The sequence below is a fragment of the Citrobacter sp. Cpo100 genome, from assembly GCF_030332595.1.
Classification (GTDB): Bacteria; Pseudomonadota; Gammaproteobacteria; order Enterobacterales; family Enterobacteriaceae; genus Citrobacter; species Citrobacter portucalensis.
The window spans coordinates 42,555-63,834 of sequence record NZ_JAOWHM010000037.1 but is presented as its reverse complement, the minus strand read 5'-3'; the positions used below and the strand labels follow the sequence as shown (position 1 = coordinate 63,834).

At 46.4% G+C, this 21,280-nt stretch carries 31 protein-coding genes and 1 pseudogene; 4 read left to right on the top strand and 28 right to left on the bottom strand.

Annotated elements, in window-relative coordinates; genetic code table 11:
• Positions 1 to 23 precede the first annotated feature (23 nt).
• The 5 genes from OGX96_RS15895 to OGX96_RS15875 all read right to left on the bottom strand — a co-directional run bounded on the left by OGX96_RS15895 (position 24) and on the right by OGX96_RS15875 (position 4,273).
• Entirely contained in the window at positions 24 to 1,283 is a 1,260-nt protein-coding gene (locus OGX96_RS15895; protein ID WP_044700572.1) for a phage portal protein, read from the bottom strand.
• Complete coding sequence (locus OGX96_RS15890; RefSeq protein WP_003832363.1) at positions 1,283 to 1,462, bottom strand: hypothetical protein; 180 nt, start codon at positions 1,460 to 1,462, stop codon at positions 1,283 to 1,285. The genes OGX96_RS15895 and OGX96_RS15890 overlap by 1 nt, the downstream gene beginning before the upstream one ends.
• Entirely contained in the window at positions 1,456 to 3,183 is a 1,728-nt protein-coding gene (locus tag OGX96_RS15885; RefSeq protein ID WP_016150031.1) for a terminase large subunit, read from the bottom strand. The genes OGX96_RS15890 and OGX96_RS15885 overlap by 7 nt, the downstream gene beginning before the upstream one ends.
• Positions 3,180 to 3,677, bottom strand: a complete 498-nt coding sequence (locus OGX96_RS15880) for a phage terminase small subunit P27 family (protein WP_003832359.1) — start codon at positions 3,675 to 3,677, stop codon at positions 3,180 to 3,182. Before OGX96_RS15880 ends, OGX96_RS15885 begins: the two co-directional genes overlap by 4 nt.
• 233 nt (positions 3,678 to 3,910) lie before the next feature.
• The gene (locus tag OGX96_RS15875; RefSeq protein ID WP_047715729.1) at positions 3,911 to 4,273 is read right to left on the bottom strand and encodes an HNH endonuclease; all 363 of its coding nucleotides are present in this window, start codon (positions 4,271 to 4,273) and stop codon (positions 3,911 to 3,913) included.
• Positions 4,274 to 4,548: 275 nt separating this feature from the next.
• On the opposite strand from OGX96_RS15875, the gene OGX96_RS15870 reads away from it, so the two are divergent.
• Complete coding sequence (locus OGX96_RS15870) at positions 4,549 to 5,088, top strand: cytochrome b (protein WP_044700576.1); 540 nt, start codon at positions 4,549 to 4,551, stop codon at positions 5,086 to 5,088.
• Between the two features lie 372 nt (positions 5,089 to 5,460).
• On the opposite strand, the gene OGX96_RS15865 is transcribed toward OGX96_RS15870, so the two are convergent.
• The 6 genes and pseudogenes from OGX96_RS15865 to OGX96_RS15840 all read right to left on the bottom strand — a co-directional run bounded on the left by OGX96_RS15865 (position 5,461) and on the right by OGX96_RS15840 (position 7,323).
• On the bottom strand, positions 5,461 to 5,634 hold the full coding sequence (locus OGX96_RS15865) for a GnsA/GnsB family addiction module toxin (RefSeq protein ID WP_001100119.1): 174 nt from the start codon (positions 5,632 to 5,634) through the stop codon (positions 5,461 to 5,463).
• Between the two features lie 204 nt (positions 5,635 to 5,838).
• Positions 5,839 to 6,069 (bottom strand): hypothetical protein, encoded by a 231-nt coding sequence (locus OGX96_RS15860; RefSeq protein WP_000756041.1) that lies wholly within the window; start codon positions 6,067 to 6,069, stop codon positions 5,839 to 5,841.
• Between the two features lie 73 nt (positions 6,070 to 6,142).
• On the bottom strand, positions 6,143 to 6,331 hold the full coding sequence (gene ymcF, locus OGX96_RS15855; protein ID WP_057069020.1) for a cold shock small protein YmcF: 189 nt from the start codon (positions 6,329 to 6,331) through the stop codon (positions 6,143 to 6,145).
• A 10-nt stretch (positions 6,332 to 6,341) separates the two neighbouring features.
• Positions 6,342 to 6,554, bottom strand: coding sequence for a cold shock protein CspG (gene cspG / locus OGX96_RS15850; RefSeq protein WP_000066494.1), 213 nt, complete (start codon positions 6,552 to 6,554; stop codon positions 6,342 to 6,344).
• Between the two features lie 378 nt (positions 6,555 to 6,932).
• A pseudogene (locus tag OGX96_RS15845) lies at positions 6,933 to 7,097 on the bottom strand (DUF2514 family protein); the annotation flags it as partial.
• 28 nt (positions 7,098 to 7,125) lie between these two features.
• Positions 7,126 to 7,323: a hypothetical protein gene (locus OGX96_RS15840; protein ID WP_044700634.1), complete on the bottom strand. Its 198-nt coding sequence runs from the start codon at positions 7,321 to 7,323 to the stop codon at positions 7,126 to 7,128.
• Positions 7,324 to 7,464: 141 nt separating this feature from the next.
• Between OGX96_RS15840 and OGX96_RS15835 the strand changes: the two genes are divergently transcribed.
• Positions 7,465 to 7,638, top strand: a complete 174-nt coding sequence (locus OGX96_RS15835) for a YnfU family zinc-binding protein (protein ID WP_213083834.1) — start codon at positions 7,465 to 7,467, stop codon at positions 7,636 to 7,638.
• Between the two features lie 75 nt (positions 7,639 to 7,713).
• Here OGX96_RS15835 and OGX96_RS15830 read toward each other — a convergent pair whose 3' ends face one another.
• From OGX96_RS15830 to OGX96_RS15810, 5 genes are all read right to left on the bottom strand, one after another.
• Positions 7,714 to 7,944 (bottom strand): hypothetical protein, encoded by a 231-nt coding sequence (locus tag OGX96_RS15830; protein WP_000990801.1) that lies wholly within the window; start codon positions 7,942 to 7,944, stop codon positions 7,714 to 7,716.
• Positions 7,941 to 8,456 (bottom strand): DUF2514 domain-containing protein, encoded by a 516-nt coding sequence (locus OGX96_RS15825; RefSeq protein WP_044700581.1) that lies wholly within the window; start codon positions 8,454 to 8,456, stop codon positions 7,941 to 7,943. The genes OGX96_RS15830 and OGX96_RS15825 overlap by 4 nt, the downstream gene beginning before the upstream one ends.
• On the bottom strand, positions 8,453 to 9,001 hold the full coding sequence (locus OGX96_RS15820; RefSeq protein WP_046670524.1) for a lysozyme: 549 nt from the start codon (positions 8,999 to 9,001) through the stop codon (positions 8,453 to 8,455). The genes OGX96_RS15825 and OGX96_RS15820 overlap by 4 nt, the downstream gene beginning before the upstream one ends.
• A complete protein-coding gene (locus tag OGX96_RS15815; protein WP_003832349.1) occupies positions 8,973 to 9,251 on the bottom strand; it encodes a phage holin in 279 nt (92 codons plus the stop codon). The genes OGX96_RS15820 and OGX96_RS15815 overlap by 29 nt, the downstream gene beginning before the upstream one ends.
• 153 nt (positions 9,252 to 9,404) lie before the next feature.
• Positions 9,405 to 9,593, bottom strand: coding sequence for a hypothetical protein (locus OGX96_RS15810; RefSeq protein ID WP_044700587.1), 189 nt, complete (start codon positions 9,591 to 9,593; stop codon positions 9,405 to 9,407).
• A gap of 144 nt (positions 9,594 to 9,737) precedes the next feature.
• Here OGX96_RS15810 and OGX96_RS15805 point away from each other — a divergent pair, with 144 nt between their 5' ends.
• Entirely contained in the window at positions 9,738 to 10,112 is a 375-nt protein-coding gene (locus OGX96_RS15805; RefSeq protein ID WP_048235604.1) for a FlxA-like family protein, read from the top strand.
• A gap of 318 nt (positions 10,113 to 10,430) precedes the next feature.
• On the opposite strand, the gene OGX96_RS15800 is transcribed toward OGX96_RS15805, so the two are convergent.
• The 8 genes from OGX96_RS15800 to OGX96_RS15765 all read right to left on the bottom strand — a co-directional run bounded on the left by OGX96_RS15800 (position 10,431) and on the right by OGX96_RS15765 (position 16,890).
• Positions 10,431 to 11,030: a hypothetical protein gene (locus OGX96_RS15800; protein ID WP_048235605.1), complete on the bottom strand. Its 600-nt coding sequence runs from the start codon at positions 11,028 to 11,030 to the stop codon at positions 10,431 to 10,433.
• Between the two features lie 13 nt (positions 11,031 to 11,043).
• Positions 11,044 to 12,084, bottom strand: coding sequence for a DUF968 domain-containing protein (locus tag OGX96_RS15795; protein ID WP_048235606.1), 1,041 nt, complete (start codon positions 12,082 to 12,084; stop codon positions 11,044 to 11,046).
• Positions 12,081 to 12,440 carry a RusA family crossover junction endodeoxyribonuclease gene (locus OGX96_RS15790; protein WP_048235607.1) on the bottom strand — a complete coding sequence of 120 codons (360 nt, stop codon included), beginning with the start codon at positions 12,438 to 12,440 and terminating at the stop codon, positions 12,081 to 12,083. Before OGX96_RS15790 ends, OGX96_RS15795 begins: the two co-directional genes overlap by 4 nt.
• 2 nt (positions 12,441 to 12,442) lie before the next feature.
• Positions 12,443 to 12,643 carry a hypothetical protein gene (locus OGX96_RS15785; RefSeq protein WP_048235144.1) on the bottom strand — a complete coding sequence of 67 codons (201 nt, stop codon included), beginning with the start codon at positions 12,641 to 12,643 and terminating at the stop codon, positions 12,443 to 12,445.
• 327 nt (positions 12,644 to 12,970) lie between these two features.
• Positions 12,971 to 14,968, bottom strand: a complete 1,998-nt coding sequence (locus OGX96_RS15780; RefSeq protein WP_081365446.1) for an SIR2 family protein — start codon at positions 14,966 to 14,968, stop codon at positions 12,971 to 12,973.
• A complete protein-coding gene (locus tag OGX96_RS15775) occupies positions 14,958 to 15,233 on the bottom strand; it encodes a hypothetical protein (RefSeq protein WP_071667585.1) in 276 nt (91 codons plus the stop codon). Before OGX96_RS15775 ends, OGX96_RS15780 begins: the two co-directional genes overlap by 11 nt.
• Before the next feature lie 45 nt (positions 15,234 to 15,278).
• Positions 15,279 to 15,512 (bottom strand): DinI family protein, encoded by a 234-nt coding sequence (locus OGX96_RS15770; protein WP_044700595.1) that lies wholly within the window; start codon positions 15,510 to 15,512, stop codon positions 15,279 to 15,281.
• A 286-nt stretch (positions 15,513 to 15,798) separates the two neighbouring features.
• On the bottom strand, positions 15,799 to 16,890 hold the full coding sequence (locus OGX96_RS15765; protein ID WP_048235609.1) for a permease: 1,092 nt from the start codon (positions 16,888 to 16,890) through the stop codon (positions 15,799 to 15,801).
• 100 nt (positions 16,891 to 16,990) lie between these two features.
• Between OGX96_RS15765 and OGX96_RS15760 the strand changes: the two genes are divergently transcribed.
• Positions 16,991 to 17,287 carry an ArsR/SmtB family transcription factor gene (locus OGX96_RS15760; RefSeq protein ID WP_038641364.1) on the top strand — a complete coding sequence of 99 codons (297 nt, stop codon included), beginning with the start codon at positions 16,991 to 16,993 and terminating at the stop codon, positions 17,285 to 17,287.
• Between the two features lie 67 nt (positions 17,288 to 17,354).
• Here the strand turns inward: OGX96_RS15760 and arsC are convergent, their stop codons facing one another.
• Genes arsC through arsD form a run of 4 tightly spaced genes read right to left on the bottom strand, consistent with a single transcriptional unit; the run spans position 17,355 to position 21,261 of the window.
• Positions 17,355 to 17,780, bottom strand: a complete 426-nt coding sequence (gene arsC / locus OGX96_RS15755; RefSeq protein ID WP_038641366.1) for a glutaredoxin-dependent arsenate reductase — start codon at positions 17,778 to 17,780, stop codon at positions 17,355 to 17,357.
• Positions 17,781 to 17,792: 12 nt separating this feature from the next.
• Positions 17,793 to 19,082 carry an arsenite efflux transporter membrane subunit ArsB gene (gene arsB / locus OGX96_RS15750; protein WP_044711231.1) on the bottom strand — a complete coding sequence of 430 codons (1,290 nt, stop codon included), beginning with the start codon at positions 19,080 to 19,082 and terminating at the stop codon, positions 17,793 to 17,795.
• 47 nt (positions 19,083 to 19,129) lie between these two features.
• A complete protein-coding gene (gene arsA / locus OGX96_RS15745; RefSeq protein WP_048235610.1) occupies positions 19,130 to 20,881 on the bottom strand; it encodes an arsenite efflux transporter ATPase subunit ArsA in 1,752 nt (583 codons plus the stop codon).
• A 17-nt stretch (positions 20,882 to 20,898) separates the two neighbouring features.
• Positions 20,899 to 21,261 (bottom strand): arsenite efflux transporter metallochaperone ArsD, encoded by a 363-nt coding sequence (gene arsD / locus OGX96_RS15740; protein ID WP_044711234.1) that lies wholly within the window; start codon positions 21,259 to 21,261, stop codon positions 20,899 to 20,901.
• Positions 21,262 to 21,280: the final 19 nt, after the last annotated feature.

The following is a 21,280-nucleotide window of genomic DNA, read 5'->3' as shown; positions in this document are numbered from 1 at the left end:
TCAGCCCGCACTGCGGGTGATATTCAGTTTCTGGACAGAATAGAGTTGATTTCTGCCAGTTGTTTAGTTGTTGGCGTGTTATTGCCAGGTAAGATTTGTTTACTGTCGACCATATTCAGAGGCGTCAGGTATTTGTCCCCTCCGGCGATGGGTGGAAGGTTCTCCATGCGGCGAATATCATTAACCGATAACCACCCCCACTGGCGGCCTAATGCATAAGATTCATAACGCGACTTCTGATCCCCGCGCAACAGGCCAGAGACATTGAATTCTATGTACAGATCACTGCGCTCGCTGGGTAAAAGCAGATCGCGCATTAATGCGCCTTCATGACGCTTCAGCCAGGCCAACAGCGTGTACATCACAAACTGCAGCCCCTGGTGCTCAATGTTGTTATTCGTGGCTTTCGCCAGCATCTGCACCATATGAGGCGGGATTTTATAGAGTCGGCACACTTCCTCCACGCCCCACTGACGGGACTGCAACAGCTGCGCTTTCTCATTGTCCTGAGATAACTGCTTGTAGCTCATCCCTTCCTGAAGCAATGCAACAGAGAAGGCGTTTCTGACACCGGAATATCTGTCCGTCCACTTTGCCAGCAGGCGGTCGATAGCATCCTGGCTTTTGATCGTCGGGGCGTCTTTTGGTCGCTCAATAACGCCGCTCATCGTACAGCCACGGCGAAAAACCTGAGAAGCGTGCTCTTCCACCGCCAGACTTAACCCAAGAACGTCTGCGTTCGTCTGGATTGGAGAGCTACCGATATAACCATCCAACGAGAAAACTTTCACATGATGCATCATGCGCATTGGCAACGTTTCGCCAATTTCGGGGAGTTCATAATAGGGCATCCCGTCAGGCCCTTTCAGGACGATGACTTTTTTGGGATTAACCGGGATTAATTCCCTCGGGAAACCTTTCCCGTCCCTGTCGATGATCGAGTAGCAATTCCCCTCCAGACCAAGCAGGCCCTGCTGCTGTTCAAAGTATTCAAATGAAGTGTCTTTTTTGTTGGGCTGGGAATGAATCAGATCATAAACAGGGTGGTCAGTCGCCCGTTCACGGCCTCCGTTAGCGCCTCGCCTGTAAAGTTCACACGGCAGCTGCGCCACCGATTCTGCCAGAAGCGTTACACATGCCCGGACCGCCGATAACGCCATTGCGGTTTCAGAAGTGATAATGATCCCCGCCTTACTCTGGCTGGAACTCACACCACCCAGCATCGCCTGCCAGAAACTACCACCAGACTGAGATTTACCCCGAAACATCAGGGGAATGAACATTATTCACCCCCTGATTTAATTACGCTGGCAGACATTGATTTCGCGATTAAAAATGACCACAGCAGGCAGATTGAACCGCCAGTAATAAGCCCGGCTGCAGGTGAAATAAGCCAGGCACCGGCAGACAGTAACGCGGCTCCGGCGAGGCCGATAAAAAAACTTAAAAATGTCATTAGCATGCTACATCTTCCTCGTCGTAAACGGATGAATTACTCGCCCGGCTATTCAACATTGCCCGTCCGATTGCCATAATCAGCGAAACCGCGCCATCGATTTTGTTTTCGTTCTGCTCTTTGATGGGTTTAACCACATCGTCATTACCGGGCAAATACTTCCCGACGACGTTGCTGATACACCAGCTCATAATCGGGTTCCCGTCGTGATGAAAGCGGCCTGACTCAATGGCGGCTTCCAGCTCCTTCGTCGGATCAGACATATTGGTGTAGTTCTGAACAATAGTGATCGGATTAAGGCTTTCATCAGCCAGATCATGTGAAAGCCCCGTCGCGCCGAAAGGGTCAATCGGTGACTCACTGACTGGGTTGAGCTTGTTTGCCGCCTTGGCCTCTTCAAGGATGTAGCGGTAATCAACTTCAGCGCCATCAGTAACTGTAAGCAGTCCCATTTCAACCCATTTCTGAAATCGCTCCGCAGTACGACGATCTTCGTTCTTTTCAACGCTGAATACTGCGTCGTAGGGAACCCAGAAGCGGGGAGCAACGCTGTAGTAATGTGTCTTGCCGTCAATTTCCCTGGTGAACAACCGCGCCATACTGTTCATATCCAGCTTGCGCGCCAGGTCGAAAGACAGAACACATGGCTGTCCTTCGAATTGCTCCAGCGTAAGTGTCTTATCCTCACAGTTCTGCCAGGAAACCAGGTTGTAGAAAGCGGCACGGGCTGCAACCCAGATGTTGAGGTGTTTAGTTTTAAATACACCAGCCTGACGGGCGTTATTAATAGCTCTCTGTTGCTGGCTGAGGAGAAAGTCACGATAGACCGACACGCCCATATTCGGGTTAGCTTTTTCCAGCACTTTAGGATCGGTCCAGTCATCCCCCTCGTCGACGGTGTATATCACGCCGAACAATTCCTCATTCGGTACTGTGCCGTTCAGCATCTCAATCACTTCACGCCGTTTGTCGTAGCATGGACCCTCAATGTTGTAACCCGCCGTCGTGATCGCCCACATTAGTGGTTGTCGCCGCGCCCCCATACCCGTCAGCATAGTGGTGTAGAGCGAATCTGTGGGATGTTCGTGATACTCGTCAACAATTGCACAGTGCGGTGAAGCGCCGTCCCCAGGGTTACCAATCAGCGGCTCAAAACGCGCGCCATCTTCTGGCCGGTTCAGGTTGGACGCATTAACTTCAATCCCGAACGCTTCCACCAGCAGCGGGGTGCGCTTACACATCAGACGAGCTGGTCTGAATACTTCCCACGCCTGTTTTTCAGTTGTGGCCCCGGAATATACTTCAGCGCCAAACTCGTTATCACAGGTAAAACAGTACAGCGCCACACCTGCCGAAATAGCTGATTTCCCATTTTTACGCGGTATCTCCGTGTAAACCTCGCGAAATCGTCGAAGCTTCGACCCTTTCTGGACCCAGCCAAAGGCGCAGCACACAATAAACAGTTGCCATGCCTCCAGAGTGATCGGCATCCGCTTGAATGCCCACTCTCCTTTTGTATGTGGCAACAACTGGATAAATTTCGCGGCCTTTTCTGCCATGTCTTTATCGAAGCGGTAACGAAATTTCTTACTCTTTTCAGCCGCCATGTCATCGATATGACGCTGGCAGGCCTGAATGACAAACTGGCACGCCGGAATTTTCCCCCGCACAACGTTGCGGGCGTATTGATTCGCGGCGTTTACGTTGGGGTACGATTTCCGGCTCATGAGTTGATCATCTTCAGGAATGGGTTAGAGGTTTTCTTCTGTCCGGCAAGGCCGATTAGGCGTTGTCGACTGCTGGGATCAAGGCCAAGCATGGAGCCGGTAGAGCTCATCTCCGATTCCTGCTCTTTCTTTGCGGTTAGCTCAGGGTTTTTTATCTTCCCCCCCATAGCACCAGTAATAGTCAGCCCTTCTCTGGCGATATTTTTAACCGCCCTGCGCCAGAACTCATATGCAACACACCAGCGCTCAAGTACGGCAAGATCGGTAACACACAGTAATCCCTGTCCACATAATTCTTTCGTGGTCAGTTCCCACATGACGGCCGCCATTGGCAGACCATCATCCTCAGAAAACCAGTCAGGTGGTGCCACACCTTTAATCGGTGTGAATACAGGTTCCTCTTTATTCAGGGCTCGTTTGCCGGGGTTCCCTGCCAGCTCCTTGCGCGCCGTTGGCTTGGGGCGACGCCCGGAACGCCCCGCCGTTCCAGCCATAAGCGACACTCCTGGTTAAATTTCATTTTTCGCGGGTATAAAAATGCGAGGAAGCGGGCAGTCCTGAAGTGCGAAAGGAGTCAGGGATTTGATCCCCCCTTCCCCAGACATCCGTCTGATTTAATCGAGATGAAAATCGTAATTCAGATTGCGGCGACTACAACTGCTCGCATTGTGCGAACAGGAATTCGAAAAATAGCCACTCAGCCCACAGTATATGTAATGGGCATAACTCATCGAATACGATCTCTTGCTGTCTTTGCTCTGTGGCATTCCCAGCACAACGACTCAAGGTTGGAATCGTCATCAGTACCGCCATGAGCTTTTGGAATGATGTGGTCAACGCTTTCCGCTTTCTTCGCTATCTTCTGCCGGCGATGGTTCTGACACAGGTATTTATCACGCTGAAGGATACGCGCTCGTTTAATTTCCCAGAGCCGCCCATATCCACGTTCTTGTCTGCTCTTTCCTGACTGATAATTCCGCCAGCCGTCACCAGCATGCTGCTTTCGGTGTTGGTCACAATATCCGCTGACATCGTTGGTGATTGCCGCACACCCTTTGTGTCGGCATGGGCGTTTAGCACGTGCTGGCATCGGCATAGTCCTGTTTGTTGGATACAAATTGTGTAATAGGCGGAAAGTAAAAATGAACCAGTAGTTGATTGAAAGTTCTCATAAATAGCGAGAATCAGCGTGGTTCTTGCCCCGTAACATCAAGGATTATCAGAAAGAAATAAAAATGAGAATTATTATCAAAACATTCAAGTGAGATCGCTGGAATAACAAACTCTTAATCTCTCAACAAAAATAAGGATTTGTTAAGCTTCATGATTTATGGTCGATGTAATACACCGTTTGAGGCAAGAATAATGGTCAAATTCTCAAAACTTCAGATTCGCTTACACTGGCTAACCCTGATATTAATAGCGATAACCTATGCAGCTATGGAGCTTCGTGGCTGGTTTCCCAAAGGCAGTAACACCTACCTTCTCATGAAAGAAACACATTACAATGTTGGGGTGTTTGTCTGGTTTTTAATGATAATACGATTAATTATTAAACATAAGTATCATGATCCAGCTATCACTCCCCCCCCACCAGCCTGGCAGATGATGGCTGCTAAAATAATGCATATCCTGCTGTACATTTCTTTTTTGGCTCTACCATTATTAGGTATTGCAATTATGGCTTACGGTGGAAAGGACTGGAGTTTATTAGGTTTTAACGTTGCATCGTTCGTTACTCCTGACGGGGAAACAAAATCACTTATCAAAGATACTCACGAAACACTGGCAAACATCGGATATTTTTTAATCGCAGCGCATGCTGGTGCAGCGTTATTCCATCACTACGTCCAGAAAGATAACACTCTTTTGAGGATGATCCCTGATTGTAACGATAAGAAATAAATACAAATTTTAATGTTTAACATTACAGCAGGCACTCAGTGAATGTCTGCTGTAATGCCTGCTCAGCCAAGTTGAAGCACACCGTGTTCTTTTGAATCAGAGAATGCAACAAACCCAGTGTATTCGGGGATAGTGTTCCGTCATCAGCATCAAATGCTGAAATGGTTGCGTGAAGAATCAAAAATGCTCCAAATCCCGCGCCGCTGCTGCCCCTCGATGGTCAGAATCGTCAAGGAGGACCCGTTAAAAGGTAAGCAGAAAATCTGTGGTTAGAAGTGAAGGCTTTGACAACGTTCTAAATTTTATGACAGAAATAAAAAAGCATTACCTTTCAAGATAATGCTTTTTCACTCGAACTGAATCTTATAACAATTAGATTAATGTGATTTTAATATCATAGCTTTCAAGCCCAGTCATTTTTTCACGAGCATTAAACTGGATATCGGAAACTTCTTTTCCTGTCTTTTTTTTGAGTTCAATAATTTTTTTTGTGATGAATTCAGAAATATCCGCTTCAGTTTTTCTTTTTAAATCTTCGACGTTCATTGTTTACCTCTCTTGATCTCTAACGTATCAACGCCAAGCATGTTACATTCCCCGTAGAGCACTTGTATAAGCGCTGATATGTTTAAAAGATAGAATAGAAAGACTCAATTATCAATAGTTTGCAGTACAATCTTCATACAAAAGAGCTCGCGACCACACAAACCACTGTACTAAAATCCGGGTCGGTCACGAAACAACCAGATCTCATTTCAAAAGCTTCGATGCTGCCTCGAGGATCTCTTCTGAACTGACATCACGATCAGAGGCTACATAAACTATTTTATGGTCTCCTGTCAGAGATGGAAATCCCGCTGACATCACGGGTAGGTGTGCTTTTTCCCCATTGGGAAACTCACGCATTATCGTAGTAATACCTTTCATTACGGTTACAACAACTGCAGGTTCTGCATTAAAAAAAACGATGACTTTTTTCATAATTTTACCGTGATGTCTCTTACAGAGATTGTCGGTTCAGCATACAAAAAAGGCTCCATAAGGAGCCTGAAATTTATTTTCTGAATTCTAACGAAGACTGACCAGAACGAATGTACAGTGCAATATTATCAAATGTAATCATTGTTGATTTGCAAAAAATACATTTTGCTCCGAAAGGATTTTTTTCAGTAACATCAAAGTTTGACGTTCGGTACTGAGATCCGTGGCAACACGGACATCTGAAGTGAATATTATTAGTAATAACAGTTACCTTATACAGCCACGACATTAACTGCCGTGGGGCCTTTAGGTCCCTGTTCAACACTAAATTCAACTTCCTGATTCTCATTCAGCGTCTTGAAATCATTACTCTGGATAGCAGAGAAGTGAACAAACACATCTTTACTACCATCTTTTGGAGTGATAAAACCAAAACCTTTTTCAGGATTAAACCATTTAACTAAACCAGTCATTTTATTAGACATAAACATTACCTTTATTGAGTAAGCCCTTGGGCAGAATGGTCCGAAAAAAATTATCAGAGAGAAAAGCTAACAAGGAAATCTCAACAGGAACAAGGAATAAAATTATTACAGCGACTGCTTCAGATAAATTCGTTACAAACCAGACATTCATTAACGCATGATTAACCAAACATAGCAAGGTTTAGTTTTGTAAGTAAATCTCAGTGGGTTTTGATCATAAAAATTAATTTAAATAGCTTAAATCGAAAATTATGTCATGCTGCGTAAGACCTTTATCTATCACCCTAAGTTGTCAGGGATTTTGACTCAAGGAAGAGTCGTATTTCCTTCATAGTAAAAATTCACAATTTTATCCACGAAAACCGTCAACATCTTAATTTATAGAGCTATTATTTTTCCTCTACGGTTCATTGTTAGTATTTTTACGGACTCATAAATCCGCTCACATGTCATTCCTGCCCGGTAGTTTTCATCAGCGCGTTCAGCATGGTATCGAGCTTCTTCTGTCAGGCTTCCTGGCATGTCTACGAGCATTGTGGTGTCATGGCGGATGGAAAGTTTTGTTGATTCGTTAGTTATCGAGCTGTAGAACGCTATGCTCTAGCGACTTGGAATAGGCAATCAGCCCGGTGTACTCAGGGATAACCTCGCCATCATCCGCTTCGAACTCAGGGATTGTTCCGGTAGTGATGGTGTATTGTGGCTGGCCATCTTCTTTTGCGAAGGCAGCCAGGTCTTCAATCTGCTTAGCTGTAAGAACTACTGTAATGCTCATTCCTCAGTTGTTAAAAAGCCCCGCTATTGCGAGGCTTGATTGATTATGGCTAACGACTACATCGTAACGGTTATAAAAGAAGCTATTAGCCAACATGTGGTGTATGGTTGTTAACCGCCCACCAGGACAATAAACATGTCGATACTCAAAGATATCAAGATGCGTACTTTACGCCATGTGAAAAGTACTTGTCCTCATTGCTCCCGCCAGTCAAAGCACAGTCTGTCGAGAATAAAAAACAATATAACGTTAATTTGCCCCTTCTGTGGAAACATCTATCTTCCATCGGAAAGCAAACCAATAAAGTAACTGATTGACTACCAAATAAAACTCATACTCTCAGAATGTGGCAAAGCAGACATAACCTTTTATTGTTGTTCTCATTTAAGAGAATGTAACACCCAGAGTGGAGAGGTTTTTTTTCTTCTCCACAATACGGCGATCAAGTTCAGCCACTGCATGCGGGCGTATGGCATCAAGAAAGGCGTTATCCTGATAGGTAGACTGGATTGTCACACCAAGTCCGGCACCACTTTCCAGTATGCTTTTCTGAAGTTGTAGTTCTTTTATATCGTTATTGAGGTAATACGCTTCACTTAGGTTTTCTGCGTTCATCTTCTAACCCTGTTGTTGTTTGACTGCCTCACTGAGTCGTAAATGCGCTCACACGTCATTCCTGCCCGGTAGCTTTCGTCAGATCGCTCAGCATAATATCGAGCTTCTTCTGCAAGGCGTCCGAGCATGTCGGCGAGCACTGCGGCGTCGGCTCCGGCTGTTTTGCTTCTGACGGCAGTGGCAAGATCTGCGGTGTGCTTTGCGGCGTCCAGGCGGGTGGCAAGCTTTGTTGCTTCGGTACGCAGCTGGTTAACAGTGGCAGACAGGCCAGCAGCAGTGGCAGCAGATTTAGCGGCTTGTGCTTGTGCATCTTTTACAGCCTCATCACGGGCAATTATGCGCCCTTGCTCAATCATGCGGGCGGCGGTCTGCGCGTTCGCTGTTCGCGATGATTCCGCGCTGTCACGTTCCGCCCACTTTTTTTCCCAGCCGCGGCTGCTCCATACACTACCCGCGATGAATGCGATGGCCACCAGCAGAGAAATGGCAATAAACTGATAGCGCAGGCTCACTGGTCTATCCCCCAGCACGCCAGTGCACTTTCCTGGTCTCGTCGTTCAACCTGTCCATAGCAACCATTCTTCTGGCCTTTGGTCAGACGACAATCGCGGCCACCGTCTTTAATCCACCAGCGGATCGCCTCACATGCCCCTTTTGTATCTCCGGCGTTGATACGCTGGTAGAACGTTGACGGGAAGCATTTGCCTGGACCAATGTTGTAAGGACAGAAAGAAGCGATACCTGCCTTCTGCTGCTCACTCAACGGAACTTTTATATTTCGTTCAACCCATGCCAGCGCCTTGTCGCGTTCTATGGCGTTTACCTGGGCACATTTCTCAGCAGAAAGCCTCATGTCCTGAACTACTGGCTTACCATCAACCATCGTGGCGCCACGGCAAATCGTCCAGAGCCCTCCGCCGTCGCGATACGCCGTCAGACTATTACCCTCTTTCTCATCCAGAAACTGATCGAGAATAACTGGCGCGGAGGCTCCCGCAAGAATCAGACCAACGACCGCTGCGCTCAGTTTATTCTTCAGCTTTGGTGACATTGCCATTAAGCCGGTCCTCCCTTTCCTTTTTCCTGTAATACCAGTTCACAGCACAGGTGATAACGGTGCATGCAATACCGACAATAATTGCCCAGTCACTCAGGCTTAACCCTGCAATTCTGTCGGCCAACATCCAGGACACCTCTTTTGCTGTTTTAGCTGTTTCGGCATATGCCTTCGCTGATACACCGCAACCGGTCAGCGTGGTTCCTGTTCCATATGAAAGTCTGCTGTAAATGGTGCTCATTCTGGTCATAGCCTCACCTCCGATTCTTCGGATGGCGCTGTGTGTGATTAAAGGGTCAGGCTTCACGGGCTGGATTTATCAACAAAGCACGTAGCGGATGATTCCCGTGAGCCTGAAATGAAAAAGGCCGCCATGCGGCAGCCTCGAAGTAAGTACAGTTGTTTACAATGGTGGAGAGAGAGGACCTTCTAACACCTCTGCTTCACCGTTATGGCAAATGTCATCGCCTCTGGTCAGATGCCAGACACCTGTGATTGTTTTACCCGTCTCCAGATCATCAACAGTGTCATTCGTGTAGTACGCCACCTGTACAATGCCAACATGCTGAATCCAGTAATAGCCCTCTTTCATAAGCTCCTCCGCGATACTCAGCAGATAGTATAGAGCGGCACAAATAATGCTGTGGTGCAGGAAACCACAACTTAACCTTTGCTAATAAAGTAATTTCGAAAGATGACGATAATGGGTAATAAATGTAAGGCCGGAGGAACCACCATGAGCATGACCGTTAGCACTTTGGGTCAGGACATACTGCAAAGCACAGTAAAACAAACATCTTCAAGTACTGGCAACTCTGTTTCACAACAAATTCAAAACCTGAAAAAACAAATTGGAGAGTTGACAAAAGAACTCAGCGCCATGGGTTCAAAAATAAATGAAGTAACCTCCGAAGATGAGGCAAAACTGCTTAAACAGCAGATGGAGATGATTCAAAGGCAAATCGAGTCTATGTACGCAAAAATTGCTCAATTACAAAAACAAGAAGCAGAAAAAAACCAAATGGCATCGGGTGCATTACCTACGGTAAGTGACAAATCAAGTTCGAACGTTGCAGGGAATAATACTAAAAATATTGATGTCTACGTTTAGCAGTGACCCCCTATCATTTTTCCTCTGAGTTAGAAACGAAAAAGGATTGTGAGAACTTGTTTTCGAGTTAACGATTTCAGATCGGCGATATGACAGGGGTACTGGTGCTATGCACCTCGCGAATACCCCTGTCGTATCGCCGGAAACCAAAAACCCCGCTGTGGCGGGGTTCTCGTTATGTTCAAATTGTTCGCTTTTTGTCGCTGCCATAGTGGCAGCAGCTCTGCCAAGCATGAATAAATTATCTGATTTTCTGGCCCGTTTTCAACACCATTATCAAAAAATAGCATCAATAGCTAAAAAATGATTTCAGTGAGTCTATTCAGATAACAGTTTGCGTGCTTCCAAAAAGACCTTTGCTCTGAATATTTCCAGGCACCAGCGCACGCGCTTTCTTGCCTCCCCATCAGTTAACCATGGCGCAATCGCCTGCAACTCCCGGGTTATGTCTGAGATTTTTTTTCGGGTGGTGTAATACTGAAGACCGACCACATAAACCGGATCATTAATATCCAGCGCCTGCAGTACGCATTGCTCAACAAAATCGACATCATCATTATGCAGGGCTTCATCAATCACACTAGCGGATGACTGCGGCCAGAGAATGCTATGTGCCCTGTTCATTGCCTGCTGTCCACGGAATCCCTCTTCTCTCGCCTGATTTAACGCAACAGTGAATCGCTCTAACGCCTTATCTGACCAAATCCGTCCTTTAATAACATTCCAGCATGCATGACTTCGCAGCAAACGGGGTGCAGTTTTTCCTCCCACACCCTCGCCCCATATAGTGAGCAGGGATTTAATCCATCCGGACTGGATCCCTGTAAGGAGAATACATTTACCCAGCCAGCTTTTGCGTGGAGCAGAAGCCGCTTTACCCAGCGCTTCCAGATGATTGCGGCGTTGACGTGGTGTCATCCTGTTCTTCTCCTTACGCCAGAACGCCGAGCCCATAAGCCCGGTCCAGCACTCTGATAATCATTACCGGCTGAGGCACATGCTTTCGCTCAAACTTCACCGGGTCGTTATGTAGTTCTGTATGGCACTGACGACACAAGGGGATCGCGAAAATATCATGCGCCTTCGTTGCCATCCCTCCCTGCCCCCAGCCGATTAAATGGTGTGGGTCATCTGATGGTTTGCCGCAGCATTCGCAGGGCTGTGTTTTAATCCATTCCAGATACCCGGGGGCCGTCCATCGGATCCGCTTTGGACGTTTTATATAGGTTTGCGGGGACTCTGGATCGACCAGAACACCAACTACAGGCTTGAGCGCAGGAACCTGCGCTGATGGCATGTATACGGTTAACGTGCTGGCTTTGGCTGTAATGATGCTGGTGGCGGTTACCCCCGGTTCGATATCGCATTCACGCATGACTGACAGATGCTCTTCTGAAGGAATACGAAGCGCCCGGCTGGCTACTGATTCGGGAATTGCGTCGGTAACCCCCATACGTACCCCCCACCAGCAAAGCTCCGCCAGCGACAGTTCTCTGGACGGATCCTGATTCAGCGCCACCATGATGCTGTTGATAATCCAGTTAATAACATTACGTCTCGCCAGCTCTGCAAGTTGTACGCTGTAGTGGTCGCGCAAATGGTTATCACAATGTCCGCACAGAAGAACCGATCCGGGGTCATGGCGCAGAAGAGTTAACTCGTGATAATGGTAATCGCTGTGTGGCCACTGACAGCAATGACCGCCATAACGCATAAGCCAGTAATCAAGGCCACTCAAACCGCCAGCAGCCTTAATAACTTTTTCATCCAGGAAGAACGGCCTCAGGGAGTCGTCACTGGCAAGCGGCTGACGAACATCAGGAACACGGCCAGCAGGCAACCGGTCCATGCCTGCCGGCTGGCTTTCCACAAGCACACGTTCACAACTGAATAATGACATCAGCTCGCTGCCCGGTTTGAGCAGCACAATTCCAAGCTCACGCGCAACAACCGGCTTCAGCAGCGCCCTCATTCTGCTATCTCCCCGATAATTATTTGTCCCTTCTCTCCCCATAATTTAGTTACGCGTGAATCCCAGATATGAGCGTCATCTTCGTAAATGGCATCCATCAGGGCTTTCATCATGTTGTCGAAATCGGGTTTAGCCTGGTGTGGTTTACCGTTGAACTCTGCTCGTTTCTTTTTGCCCCAGCTCGCTGGCATCGGAATAATGAAGGTGACATGTGAACCGCTTTCCGGCAGCTCAACACCCTGCAGACGAACTTCATCACAGAAAGCCCGGTAACGCAGAACCTCGGGGCGCTTTTTCCATTTGTCAGCGCGCGTCATTCTGGGCTTGCCCATTGGGGTGATATCGTAGATTTTCACATTCACCTCCAGATCCGTTGTTGCCAGGTTCTGTCCTGACGCGGAGGCTTAGATACTTCTGGCAAGAACGCGCTGATCGTCCAGTGAATGAAGTCATTATCCAGACTCCGCTCTGTCTTAATCTGCTTTGCGCGATAGCGGGCTTCCAGTTCGTCAGCCTGCTCAGTGGTGAGTTGGGTATGTTGAAACCAGCTTTTCTTCATAACGCACCTCTGGATGCGGCAAAAAGAAAATCGCTGGCGTTGGTTAACGTCAGATAAGTACTTTGGATTTGAATATGCACCTTGGTATCTCTCCATAGGCGCAGCAGGGTCAGCTGTTCAGGCTGTTAGTTTTTATCTTAACACATAAAAAGCATCGAAATACATAACAAGCAAAAAGCCCCCGAAGGGGCTTTTGTGTTCATGTTAATCTACTGTTTTTTAAGCAGTTCCTTCAGCTTTTTTTTGCTTTCTTCAGAAATTTTGCTGCTTGCGTGTTGGCTTTTTTGTTTCATAAGCTCCCTCATGGTCGACTAACAAGAAAAATATTTAAGCAGGTCTTTCAGAAAGATCATCTTGAAGAGTATTCAAGAGCTCATCTTCCGGTTCACCAACAAATGCTTCATCATTTTCTGCTGGCTTCTCAGTATCAAGTGATAGAGCGTCAACCAGAGCAGAATGATCGTTATCAGTTGATTCATGACTCACGTTTGAATCATGGCCTGTTTGCTCAGGGTTTTGAGTGCTTGAGGAGTCATTTTCATCAGCCCCTGTATCTTCCTCTGATACCTCTTCGAATGACACTTCAAAACCTTTATTGACAGCTAATGCTTTGACCTTTTCATAAAGTGAAGAAGAAATCAATCTGAAAATCGGCATAGATTGAGTTACAACAGCTATGATCTCTGTTTCAGTCAAAGAATCAGAAACTTCTTCTGCCACTTCGTCCTTTTCAAGAAGTATAGCAGCCCCCAGAGCGATCCATGCTTCGTCATTTTCTATTGATTCAGTAAGTAATTCCTCAAGATCTGCCTTAAGTTCTGTCTTGATAGGCAAATCTTGCAACTTTTGGCAAAGCGCCCTGTTTATGGTTAAGAGATTTTTATGTTTGAGTGGAATTGCGCGTGCACCTAAGATTTCCATCAAGTTTTCAGCGATAGTATATTTTTCAAAATCCATTAAATCTACTAACGCATTAATAATTTTAGTAATTTCCCCTTCTTTTAGCTTCTTATACTGTTCCAGCCTTTTCATTGAGAGCAAAATTTGCTCATCATCTTTTAAATGAATGTAGGAACGAAGTAAAAGTGCCTCTGTCTCGATGGATGGGCCATTAGCTAAATGCTTAGTAGCATATTCAACACATTCTTTATACTCTCCAGCCCTGAAAGCTGAATTGGCAATAAGATAATTGGGAGTGTTATAAAAATGAAGGTTTTCTGGTGAACCCGCAAATTGAGTTTCCTTAAGCATAATCTCAAGCGATTTTGTAATGGAATCGTCATCGAGAGAGGATGCTTTTTCAGACAAGAGAATTTTTATCTTTTTGACGAATTGACTAACCGTATTTACACGCCTGACGTGGTCTGCGAGGTTATTCATATCTCTTTTAATTATTTCATGTTGATTCTCATCATCATCTTCATCTTCAGAAACTAAGAAATATCTATCTAATTTATTAGATAAAGCAGAATAAGGTTCAACTACTTCCTGCTGAAGAGTGCAACCAAGCGACTCATGTAGCTCGGCCATGAACTCATCGAAACCATCAATTTTAATTAAATGAAAATGTGGAAAACGGGCTAGGTTTTTCAAAGGTTCAGGTAAGTTTTCAGCATTGTCTCTTATACACCAATAGATACCATGAGGAAAACAAGTACCAGAATGCAGTAGGGTATTCAAGGTATCCATTATTGAACGATCATGTCCCGAATATCCGATAACAATCATACCAAACTCAGTGGCAAACTGCCTGAATTTTGCCCTCATATTATCTTCAAGAGACTCTAACTCACGGATGGTATTTTTAATATTGTCGAATAAAAAATCCCCGTGTAGCTTGATTATTTTCGGGCGAGTTGTCGTTAATCTAACACTAGCAATACTTGAATCATGAGCGCAAACTATTGGCCTTAAATTATTAGAAAATGTAAAACAGGCCTCGTTAACCAAATCATCAAAATTGGTTGTAAATATTGTATTAAAATGCCCCTTATCTAAAAGATTTGTAAGATATACATAACCCCAAGACGGCTTTGCACCTGTTATACAGCTTTCAATAAATTCTCTTCGTTGCGTGGGTTGATCGTATAAAGATTCAAAAAGTTCAGAATATTCATTCTCTTTGTCAAACCAAGGTTGAGCTTTTAATTCCTCATCACCATGCATAGAGCTATAAGCTGCTCTCCAGCGTTTGACCATCCCTCCGGCGCTTTCTACTCCGCTTGATATACTCGCACCGGCACCAAGAAAAAGTGTAAAGTTAGGGTGGTGTTGCTTTGTTGAGGTTAGAATGTTAATTAAGTGTTGCTGGGGTTTAATTTTCATGCTTTAACACCAAAAACGAATCTTCTTGTTGGTTTTCACTGCAATATGATACACGGTAGCCAGCCTTTTCAAGCATTTTTGTAAAAAGTGAAGGTGATCCGACAATTTCATCATCCTGAAGAGGCAAAAATGACACCATGCTATCGCGTCGGTACATCAGGGCGCGCTCACACTCAGGAAATGATTGCAGCCTGGCAACGATGACTCCATCGTGACATCTGATGACTGCGTAGCCTTTTTTGGGCAATCCTAATTTTTCTTTCACTTAAACTCCCCCATGCAAACGGGATAAAAGTAACACCCAAAATAATTAATAAAACCAGTCGTCAGCACTTTCCCAGGTTTCCTGGAGGATAGTCTCTATTTTCTTTTTATCTTCCTTGTCACCACCAAGAACACTTAAGCCATCAGAGCCTGTACGACGTATGCTCAGGCTGCAGTTCTCATACTGATTACCCAACCTTTTAAGTAACTCTTTCTCCAGCGCCGGCACTGCTCCCTTTGGAAGTTCTTTAGTACGATCAATGGTGAGTTCAACTTTCATATTAGCCTCCACTGCATATACTGTATATTTGTACAGTACACCGATACATTGAAATGATCAATGACTTAAGAGCACAAATTGTTAACCTTAGCCTATAAATGAGATGCAAAAAAAACCCGCCGAAGCGGGTTCAATCCAATGCGGACTTGTTGTTTTGACACCATTGTAAGTATTGAGATATCAACGTCCTTAAATTTGGATAACTGCTTTGATTGGGATTGATTGCGCAACTTTCATATGCTCGTCTCCCCCTGCAACTTTTTCAGGTTCTGTCTAACATACCCAATCAAAATAACAACTGTGTCAGGTATCCCATAATAATCGCCATGCCCAAAATAACGGTCAGAAATGCAGCAATCAAGGGTGTTTTGAACATTGATTTAAGCAGTATTACTTCCGTCAGACTAGCTCCTGCGCTACCAATAATCAGAGCCATTACTGCTCCCGTTCCCATGCCTTTATCCATCAAGACTGATGCCAACGGAATTACTGCCTCAGCACGTATATACAACGGTATTCCAATAATTGCACTTAGTGGAATCGCAAACGGATTATCATTCCCAGCATGAGCAGCAATCCACTCTGCAGGTATAAAACCGTAGATAAACGACCCTATAACAATACCTAACATCAGATAAGGTAATACATCTTTAAATTGAGTCCAGGCATCCTGAAATGCCAGACGTATCGCACCAGGATCTCTTACTACACATTTCGGGAAGAATTGTTTATTTGTTTGACCTGTCTCGCAGGTCAATTCACAATTTGTGCCCTGAAATGCTGAGAAACTCTTAAACGTTTCTTGTGGTTTAGAACAACTATTAGCCCCTATGTCCTGTTGATTTGATACAGAACAGCAAGCTGAAACACTCCGTAGTTTAGTTTCAAGAGTTTTTCCACTGCTAACACCACAACAGCTAGCCAGCGGTTTTGATTTTTCGACAATATGTCGGTCAAAACCAAGCACATCTAACAAAATACTTGCCAGTACGGAAACTGTTGCAGCTATAACAGCGTATAGCAGGGTAACTTTCCAACCAAAAGTAACCCACATCAGACCAATGATTATCGGGTTAAGCAGAGGTGAAACAAACAAGAATGTAAGTGTTGGACCGAAGCCTGCTTTTGCTGATAACAGTCCGCGTAACATGGGAATTGTAGAGCAGCTGCAAAACGGTGTTACAGCTCCTAACAGCGATGCAAGTATGTAACCTCTCCCCTTTCTCGCCCCTAACATTCTTTGAATCTTTTGGTCCGGAATTTTTTGCCTGATAAGGCTAACACCCGCACTAATCAGAAAAAAAAGCGCAGACAACTCGACAGCAAGAAACAAGAACATCTCTGCCGCGTTAGTAAACATAGAAATCCAGCTATTCATGAAACCCCCTATAAACTATATTTCTAGAATAATCGAATTATTGAGGTTAGATCAACATATTTCTGGTATTATCGAAATATCACTAGACGAGGAAGGCACCATGCAACTAGAAGAAGTAGCTAAAGCTATGAAAGAATTAGGACATCCGACACGTTTGTTTATTTTCAAACACCTTGTTAAAGCCGGTGAACAAGGTTTACCTGTAGGTGATCTACAAAAACAACTTGCGATTCCATCTTCAACACTGAGTCATCATATATCCGCTCTTGTTTCCGTAGGTCTGGTCAAACAAAATCGCGAAAGCCGCTCCTTAATCTGCGTTTCTCAATATGACAAGTTAGAGTCGATTATTGATTTTCTACGCGAAGAATGTTGCATCAACAGTCCAAAGATTTAAATCGAGGCAATCCATTGTTTTTATTTGATAAAGGAGCCGCCTAAATAACAGGCGGCTCTCCTGTCGCTTATTTCAATTTTTTGCCTGCATCATCAACGACTTTCTCGCCATCTTCCTTGGCGAAAGCCCCTTTCTGAGCATCAGGAAGGATATCCAGAACAACTTCAGAAGGACGGCACAGTTTGGTTCCCAGCGGTGTTACAACGATGGGGCGATTAATCAGGATCGGATGCTGCAACATAAAGTTAATTAACTGGTCGTCAGTAAATTTATCTTCGGCAAGACCCAGTTCCTCATATGGCTCGACGTTCTTACGTAGTAACGCCCGGACGGAAATGCCCATATCAGCAATGAGTTTGACCAGCTCATCGCGTGAAGGTGGAGTCTCAAGGTAAAGAATAACGGTCGGCTCATTACCGCTGTTGCGGATCATCTCCAGCGTGTTACGCGATGTGCCGCAGGCTGGGTTGTGATAAATGGTGATGTTGCTCATATCAGTATCTCATTACAAAGTGAAAGAGAGACGTAGCGCCAGCGCGGCCAGCGTTACAAACAGCACAGGCAGAGTCATGACGATCCCGGTGCGGAAATAGTATCCCCAGGTGATGGTCATATTCTTCTGTGAAAGTACGTGTAGCCAGAGCAGCGTTGCCAGGCTACCAATAGGGGTAATTTTCGGCCCCAGATCGCAGCCAATGACGTTGGCATAAATCATTGCTTCTTTGATAACGCCCGACGCGGTACTGCCATCAATCGACAATGCGCCAATCAATACGGTAGGCATGTTATTCATGATAGAAGAGAGGAATGCGGTCAGGAATCCCGTTCCCAGCGTGGCTGCCCACAGGCCTTTATCTGCGAGTAAGTTCAGCACGTCAGACAAATATTCTGTCAGCCCTGCGTTACGCAGCCCATAGACCACCAGATACATTCCCAGCGAGAAGATCACGATCTGCCATGGTGCCCCACGCAACACTTTACCGGTGTTAATGCCGTGACCTTTTTTTGCCACAGCAAACAGGATTGCTGCCCCTACTGCTGCAATGGCACTGACCGGAATACCCAGTGGTTCGAGTACAAAAAAGCCCACTAATAAAAGAATTAATACAATCCAACCTGTTCTGAATGTTGCCAGATCTTTGATGGCTTTTGCGGGCTCTTTCAGTCGTGCAATATCATAAGTGGGCGGGATATCTTTGCGGAAAAATAGATGCAGCATCACCAGAGTGGCGACGATGGCGGCGATATCCACCGGCACCATTACCGAGGCATATTCCGTGAATCCCAGTTTGAAGAAATCAGCCGAAACGATATTGACCAGGTTCGATACGATAAGCGGCAAGCTGGCGGTATCGGCAATAAACCCTGCGGCCATCACGAAAGCAAGTGTGGTGCTTTTACTGAAGCCAAGCGCCAGGAGCATAGCGATAACAATCGGCGTCAGAATAAGTGCCGCGCCATCGTTGGCAAACAGTGCCGCGACTGCCGCGCCGAGCAGAACGATATACGTAAACAGAAGGCGGCCACGACCGTTCCCCCAGCGAGAAACGTGCAGCGCTGCCCATTCGAAAAAGCCTGACTCATCAAGCAACAGACTGATGATAATAACGGCGATAAATGTTGCCGTCGCGTTCCAGACGATATTCCACACCACCGGAATATCAGCAATGTGAATCACACCCGATGCCAGAGCCAGTACGGCCCCCAGCGTGGCGCTCCAGCCAATCCCTAATCCCTTTGGCTGCCAGATAACCAATATGATGGTCAGGATAAAAATGGCTCCTGCCAGTAACATATAACCTCCTGAAAGGGCAGCAATGCTGCCCCGAATGATGGTAATAACTAACCCGCGAGTTGTTTGAGTTTATCGATGCCGGTTGGTTCTGACGCCAGTACGGGTACAAGTGCTACACGGCTGGCATGTAGATTTTTAACGCTCTCGATCTGCGGACGTTCCTGCTGCGCTCGCAAGCGGAGCAGCGGTGAACGGGTATCCGCGATGGAAAGGCTGTTATTGATAATCCAGCCCCAGGGGTGAATTCCTGCACGTTCAAGGTCGGCCTGTAAATTTGCCGCCTCAAGTACCGGCGTGGTTTCCGGTAGCGTGACCAGTAACACTTTGGTTCGCTCCGGGTCCTGCAGTTGCATCATCGGTGTGGTGAAATGGCCTTTTTCCCCCATTTTTCTGGCAATCTCGCGGTGATATGCCCCGGTGGCATCAAGCAGCAAGAGCGTGTGTCCGGTCGGTGCCGTATCCATCACCACGAAGCGCTTACCCGCCTCGCGAATCACCCGTGAAAAGGCCTGGAATACCGCAATTTCCTCGGTGCAGGGTGAGCGTAAGTCCTCTTCCAGCAGGCGTTTTCCCGCATCGTCCAGTTCTTTTCCCTTCGTCTCAAGAACATGCTGACGATAGCGTTCAGTTTCCTCGAGAGGATCGATCCTGCTGACCTGCAGATTGTTGAGGCTGCCGTTGAGGGTTGTGCTGAGATGCGCTGCAGGATCAGATGTTGTCAGATGGACATCAAATCCCATTTCGGCCAGTCTGACAGCAATGGCAGCCGCCATCGTGGTTTTCCCTACACCACCTTTACCCATCAGCATGATCAGGCCATGCTCATTACGGGCAATATCATCGACCAACGCAGAAAGTGACGGAATGTCAGGGCGCTGTTGAATGTATTCTTCAGAGAATGACGCCTCTATAGGCTGAGTGGAGAGAAGTCCGCTGAGTGCAGACACGCCGACCATATTGACCGGCTGGAGGAATAACGTGTCAGTTGGCAGACCGGAAAGATCAGAGGGAAGATTGGACAGCGCCTCCTGTTCACGGTCCCATATTGCCGCAGCCAGTGTATCGTTTGCTGCTTCAGTTTTGGGCAGAACGCCGTTGATGACCAGGTACTGATTTTTAAGACCGATGGCGGCAAGCTCCAGATGAGTCCGGGCAACTTCCTGCAACGTGGATTTTTGCAGACGAGCAACCAGAACCAGTCGGGTACGTGCTGGATCAGATAATGCTTCAACAGCCTGGGCATACTGTTCACGCTGTTTTTCCAGACCGGCCATCGGGCCGAGGCAGGACGCACCCTCGGGATTGCTATCAATAAAGCTACTCCAGGCACCTGGCAACTGGAGAAGGCGAATGGTATGACCCGTCGGTGCGGTATCAAAAATGATATGGTCAAACCGGGTCAGTAGAGAAGCATCTGTCAGTAATCCGGTAAATTCATCAAAAGCCGCAATCTCTGTTGTGCATGCCCCCGACAGTTGTTCGTTGATGCTGGAAACGACGTCATCAGGCAGGATGCCTTTAATGGGGTCAACGATTCTGGCCCGGTACTGTTGTGCAGCGGCCTGAGGATCAATCTCAAGTGCCGATAATCCTGGAACAGAAGCTACTGGCTGAATGGTATTGCCAATCGTCTGTCCAAACACCTGACCTACGTTTGAGGCCGGATCGGTACTGACCAGCAGCACCCGTTTCCCCTGTTCTGCCAGACGGATCGCCGTGGCGCATGAAATAGAGGTTTTACCAACGCCTCCTTTACCAGTAAAAAACAGATAAGGGGGGATATTCTGTAAGAAGTTCATATGTCCTCCTGACATACTTAACAACAAGAAGTATTACCACCACAGCAGATTGTTGGCGCTAATCCCACTTTCTCCAGTGGAATGCCAAACCAGCGAGCCAGCTCAGCGCGTTTCGGATAACGCCCAGCCATCACTGTTTCGCCATCCAGTAACAACAATGGCAAACCTTCTGCCCCGGAAGCCTCTATAAACGCTTTGACCTTCTCGTTCTGTACAAAGCTCATCGGTTGTTGTGCGAGATTGAAACGCTCAATTTGTACACCACGTTGTTTGAGCCATTGTACATCCGCAGAAAAATCGACCAGAGCCTGATCAACATCTGTACCGCAGACTCCGGTGCTGCAACACATCGCTGGGTCAAATACCGTTAACGTTTTCATTTCAATACCTCACATTTGA

What these genes read in the sequence shown, in the direction of transcription:
- OGX96_RS15805 (WP_048235604.1), top strand. Translation starts at nt 9,738, where the DNA reads ATGAGCATGACCGTTAGCACTTTGGGTCAGGACATACTGCAAAGCACA.
- OGX96_RS15810 (WP_044700587.1), bottom strand. Translation starts at nt 9,593, where the DNA reads ATGAAAGAGGGCTATTACTGGATTCAGCATGTTGGCATTGTACAGGTG.
- OGX96_RS15830 (WP_000990801.1), bottom strand. Translation starts at nt 7,944, where the DNA reads ATGAACGCAGAAAACCTAAGTGAAGCGTATTACCTCAATAACGATATA.
- OGX96_RS15895 (WP_044700572.1), bottom strand. Translation starts at nt 1,283, where the DNA reads ATGTTCATTCCCCTGATGTTTCGGGGTAAATCTCAGTCTGGTGGTAGT.
- OGX96_RS15780 (WP_081365446.1), bottom strand. Translation starts at nt 14,968, where the DNA reads ATGAAAATTAAACCCCAGCAACACTTAATTAACATTCTAACCTCAACA.
- OGX96_RS15760 (WP_038641364.1), top strand. Translation starts at nt 16,991, where the DNA reads ATGCAACTAGAAGAAGTAGCTAAAGCTATGAAAGAATTAGGACATCCG.
- OGX96_RS15870 (WP_044700576.1), top strand. Translation starts at nt 4,549, where the DNA reads ATGGTCAAATTCTCAAAACTTCAGATTCGCTTACACTGGCTAACCCTG.
- arsC (WP_038641366.1), bottom strand. Translation starts at nt 17,780, where the DNA reads ATGAGCAACATCACCATTTATCACAACCCAGCCTGCGGCACATCGCGT.
- OGX96_RS15815 (WP_003832349.1), bottom strand. Translation starts at nt 9,251, where the DNA reads ATGACCAGAATGAGCACCATTTACAGCAGACTTTCATATGGAACAGGA.
- arsD (WP_044711234.1), bottom strand. Translation starts at nt 21,261, where the DNA reads ATGAAAACGTTAACGGTATTTGACCCAGCGATGTGTTGCAGCACCGGA.
- OGX96_RS15785 (WP_048235144.1), bottom strand. Translation starts at nt 12,643, where the DNA reads ATGAAGAAAAGCTGGTTTCAACATACCCAACTCACCACTGAGCAGGCT.
- OGX96_RS15880 (WP_003832359.1), bottom strand. Translation starts at nt 3,677, where the DNA reads ATGGCTGGAACGGCGGGGCGTTCCGGGCGTCGCCCCAAGCCAACGGCG.
- OGX96_RS15890 (WP_003832363.1), bottom strand. Translation starts at nt 1,462, where the DNA reads ATGCTAATGACATTTTTAAGTTTTTTTATCGGCCTCGCCGGAGCCGCG.
- cspG (WP_000066494.1), bottom strand. Translation starts at nt 6,554, where the DNA reads ATGTCTAATAAAATGACTGGTTTAGTTAAATGGTTTAATCCTGAAAAA.
- OGX96_RS15765 (WP_048235609.1), bottom strand. Translation starts at nt 16,890, where the DNA reads ATGAATAGCTGGATTTCTATGTTTACTAACGCGGCAGAGATGTTCTTG.
- OGX96_RS15800 (WP_048235605.1), bottom strand. Translation starts at nt 11,030, where the DNA reads ATGACACCACGTCAACGCCGCAATCATCTGGAAGCGCTGGGTAAAGCG.
- OGX96_RS15860 (WP_000756041.1), bottom strand. Translation starts at nt 6,069, where the DNA reads ATGAAAAAAGTCATCGTTTTTTTTAATGCAGAACCTGCAGTTGTTGTA.
- OGX96_RS15875 (WP_047715729.1), bottom strand. Translation starts at nt 4,273, where the DNA reads ATGCCAGCACGTGCTAAACGCCCATGCCGACACAAAGGGTGTGCGGCA.
- arsA (WP_048235610.1), bottom strand. Translation starts at nt 20,881, where the DNA reads ATGAACTTCTTACAGAATATCCCCCCTTATCTGTTTTTTACTGGTAAA.
- OGX96_RS15835 (WP_213083834.1), top strand. Translation starts at nt 7,465, where the DNA reads ATGTCGATACTCAAAGATATCAAGATGCGTACTTTACGCCATGTGAAA.
- OGX96_RS15885 (WP_016150031.1), bottom strand. Translation starts at nt 3,183, where the DNA reads ATGAGCCGGAAATCGTACCCCAACGTAAACGCCGCGAATCAATACGCC.
- arsB (WP_044711231.1), bottom strand. Translation starts at nt 19,082, where the DNA reads ATGTTACTGGCAGGAGCCATTTTTATCCTGACCATCATATTGGTTATC.
- OGX96_RS15770 (WP_044700595.1), bottom strand. Translation starts at nt 15,512, where the DNA reads ATGAAAGTTGAACTCACCATTGATCGTACTAAAGAACTTCCAAAGGGA.
- OGX96_RS15795 (WP_048235606.1), bottom strand. Translation starts at nt 12,084, where the DNA reads ATGAGGGCGCTGCTGAAGCCGGTTGTTGCGCGTGAGCTTGGAATTGTG.
- OGX96_RS15820 (WP_046670524.1), bottom strand. Translation starts at nt 9,001, where the DNA reads ATGGCAATGTCACCAAAGCTGAAGAATAAACTGAGCGCAGCGGTCGTT.
- OGX96_RS15865 (WP_001100119.1), bottom strand. Translation starts at nt 5,634, where the DNA reads ATGAACGTCGAAGATTTAAAAAGAAAAACTGAAGCGGATATTTCTGAA.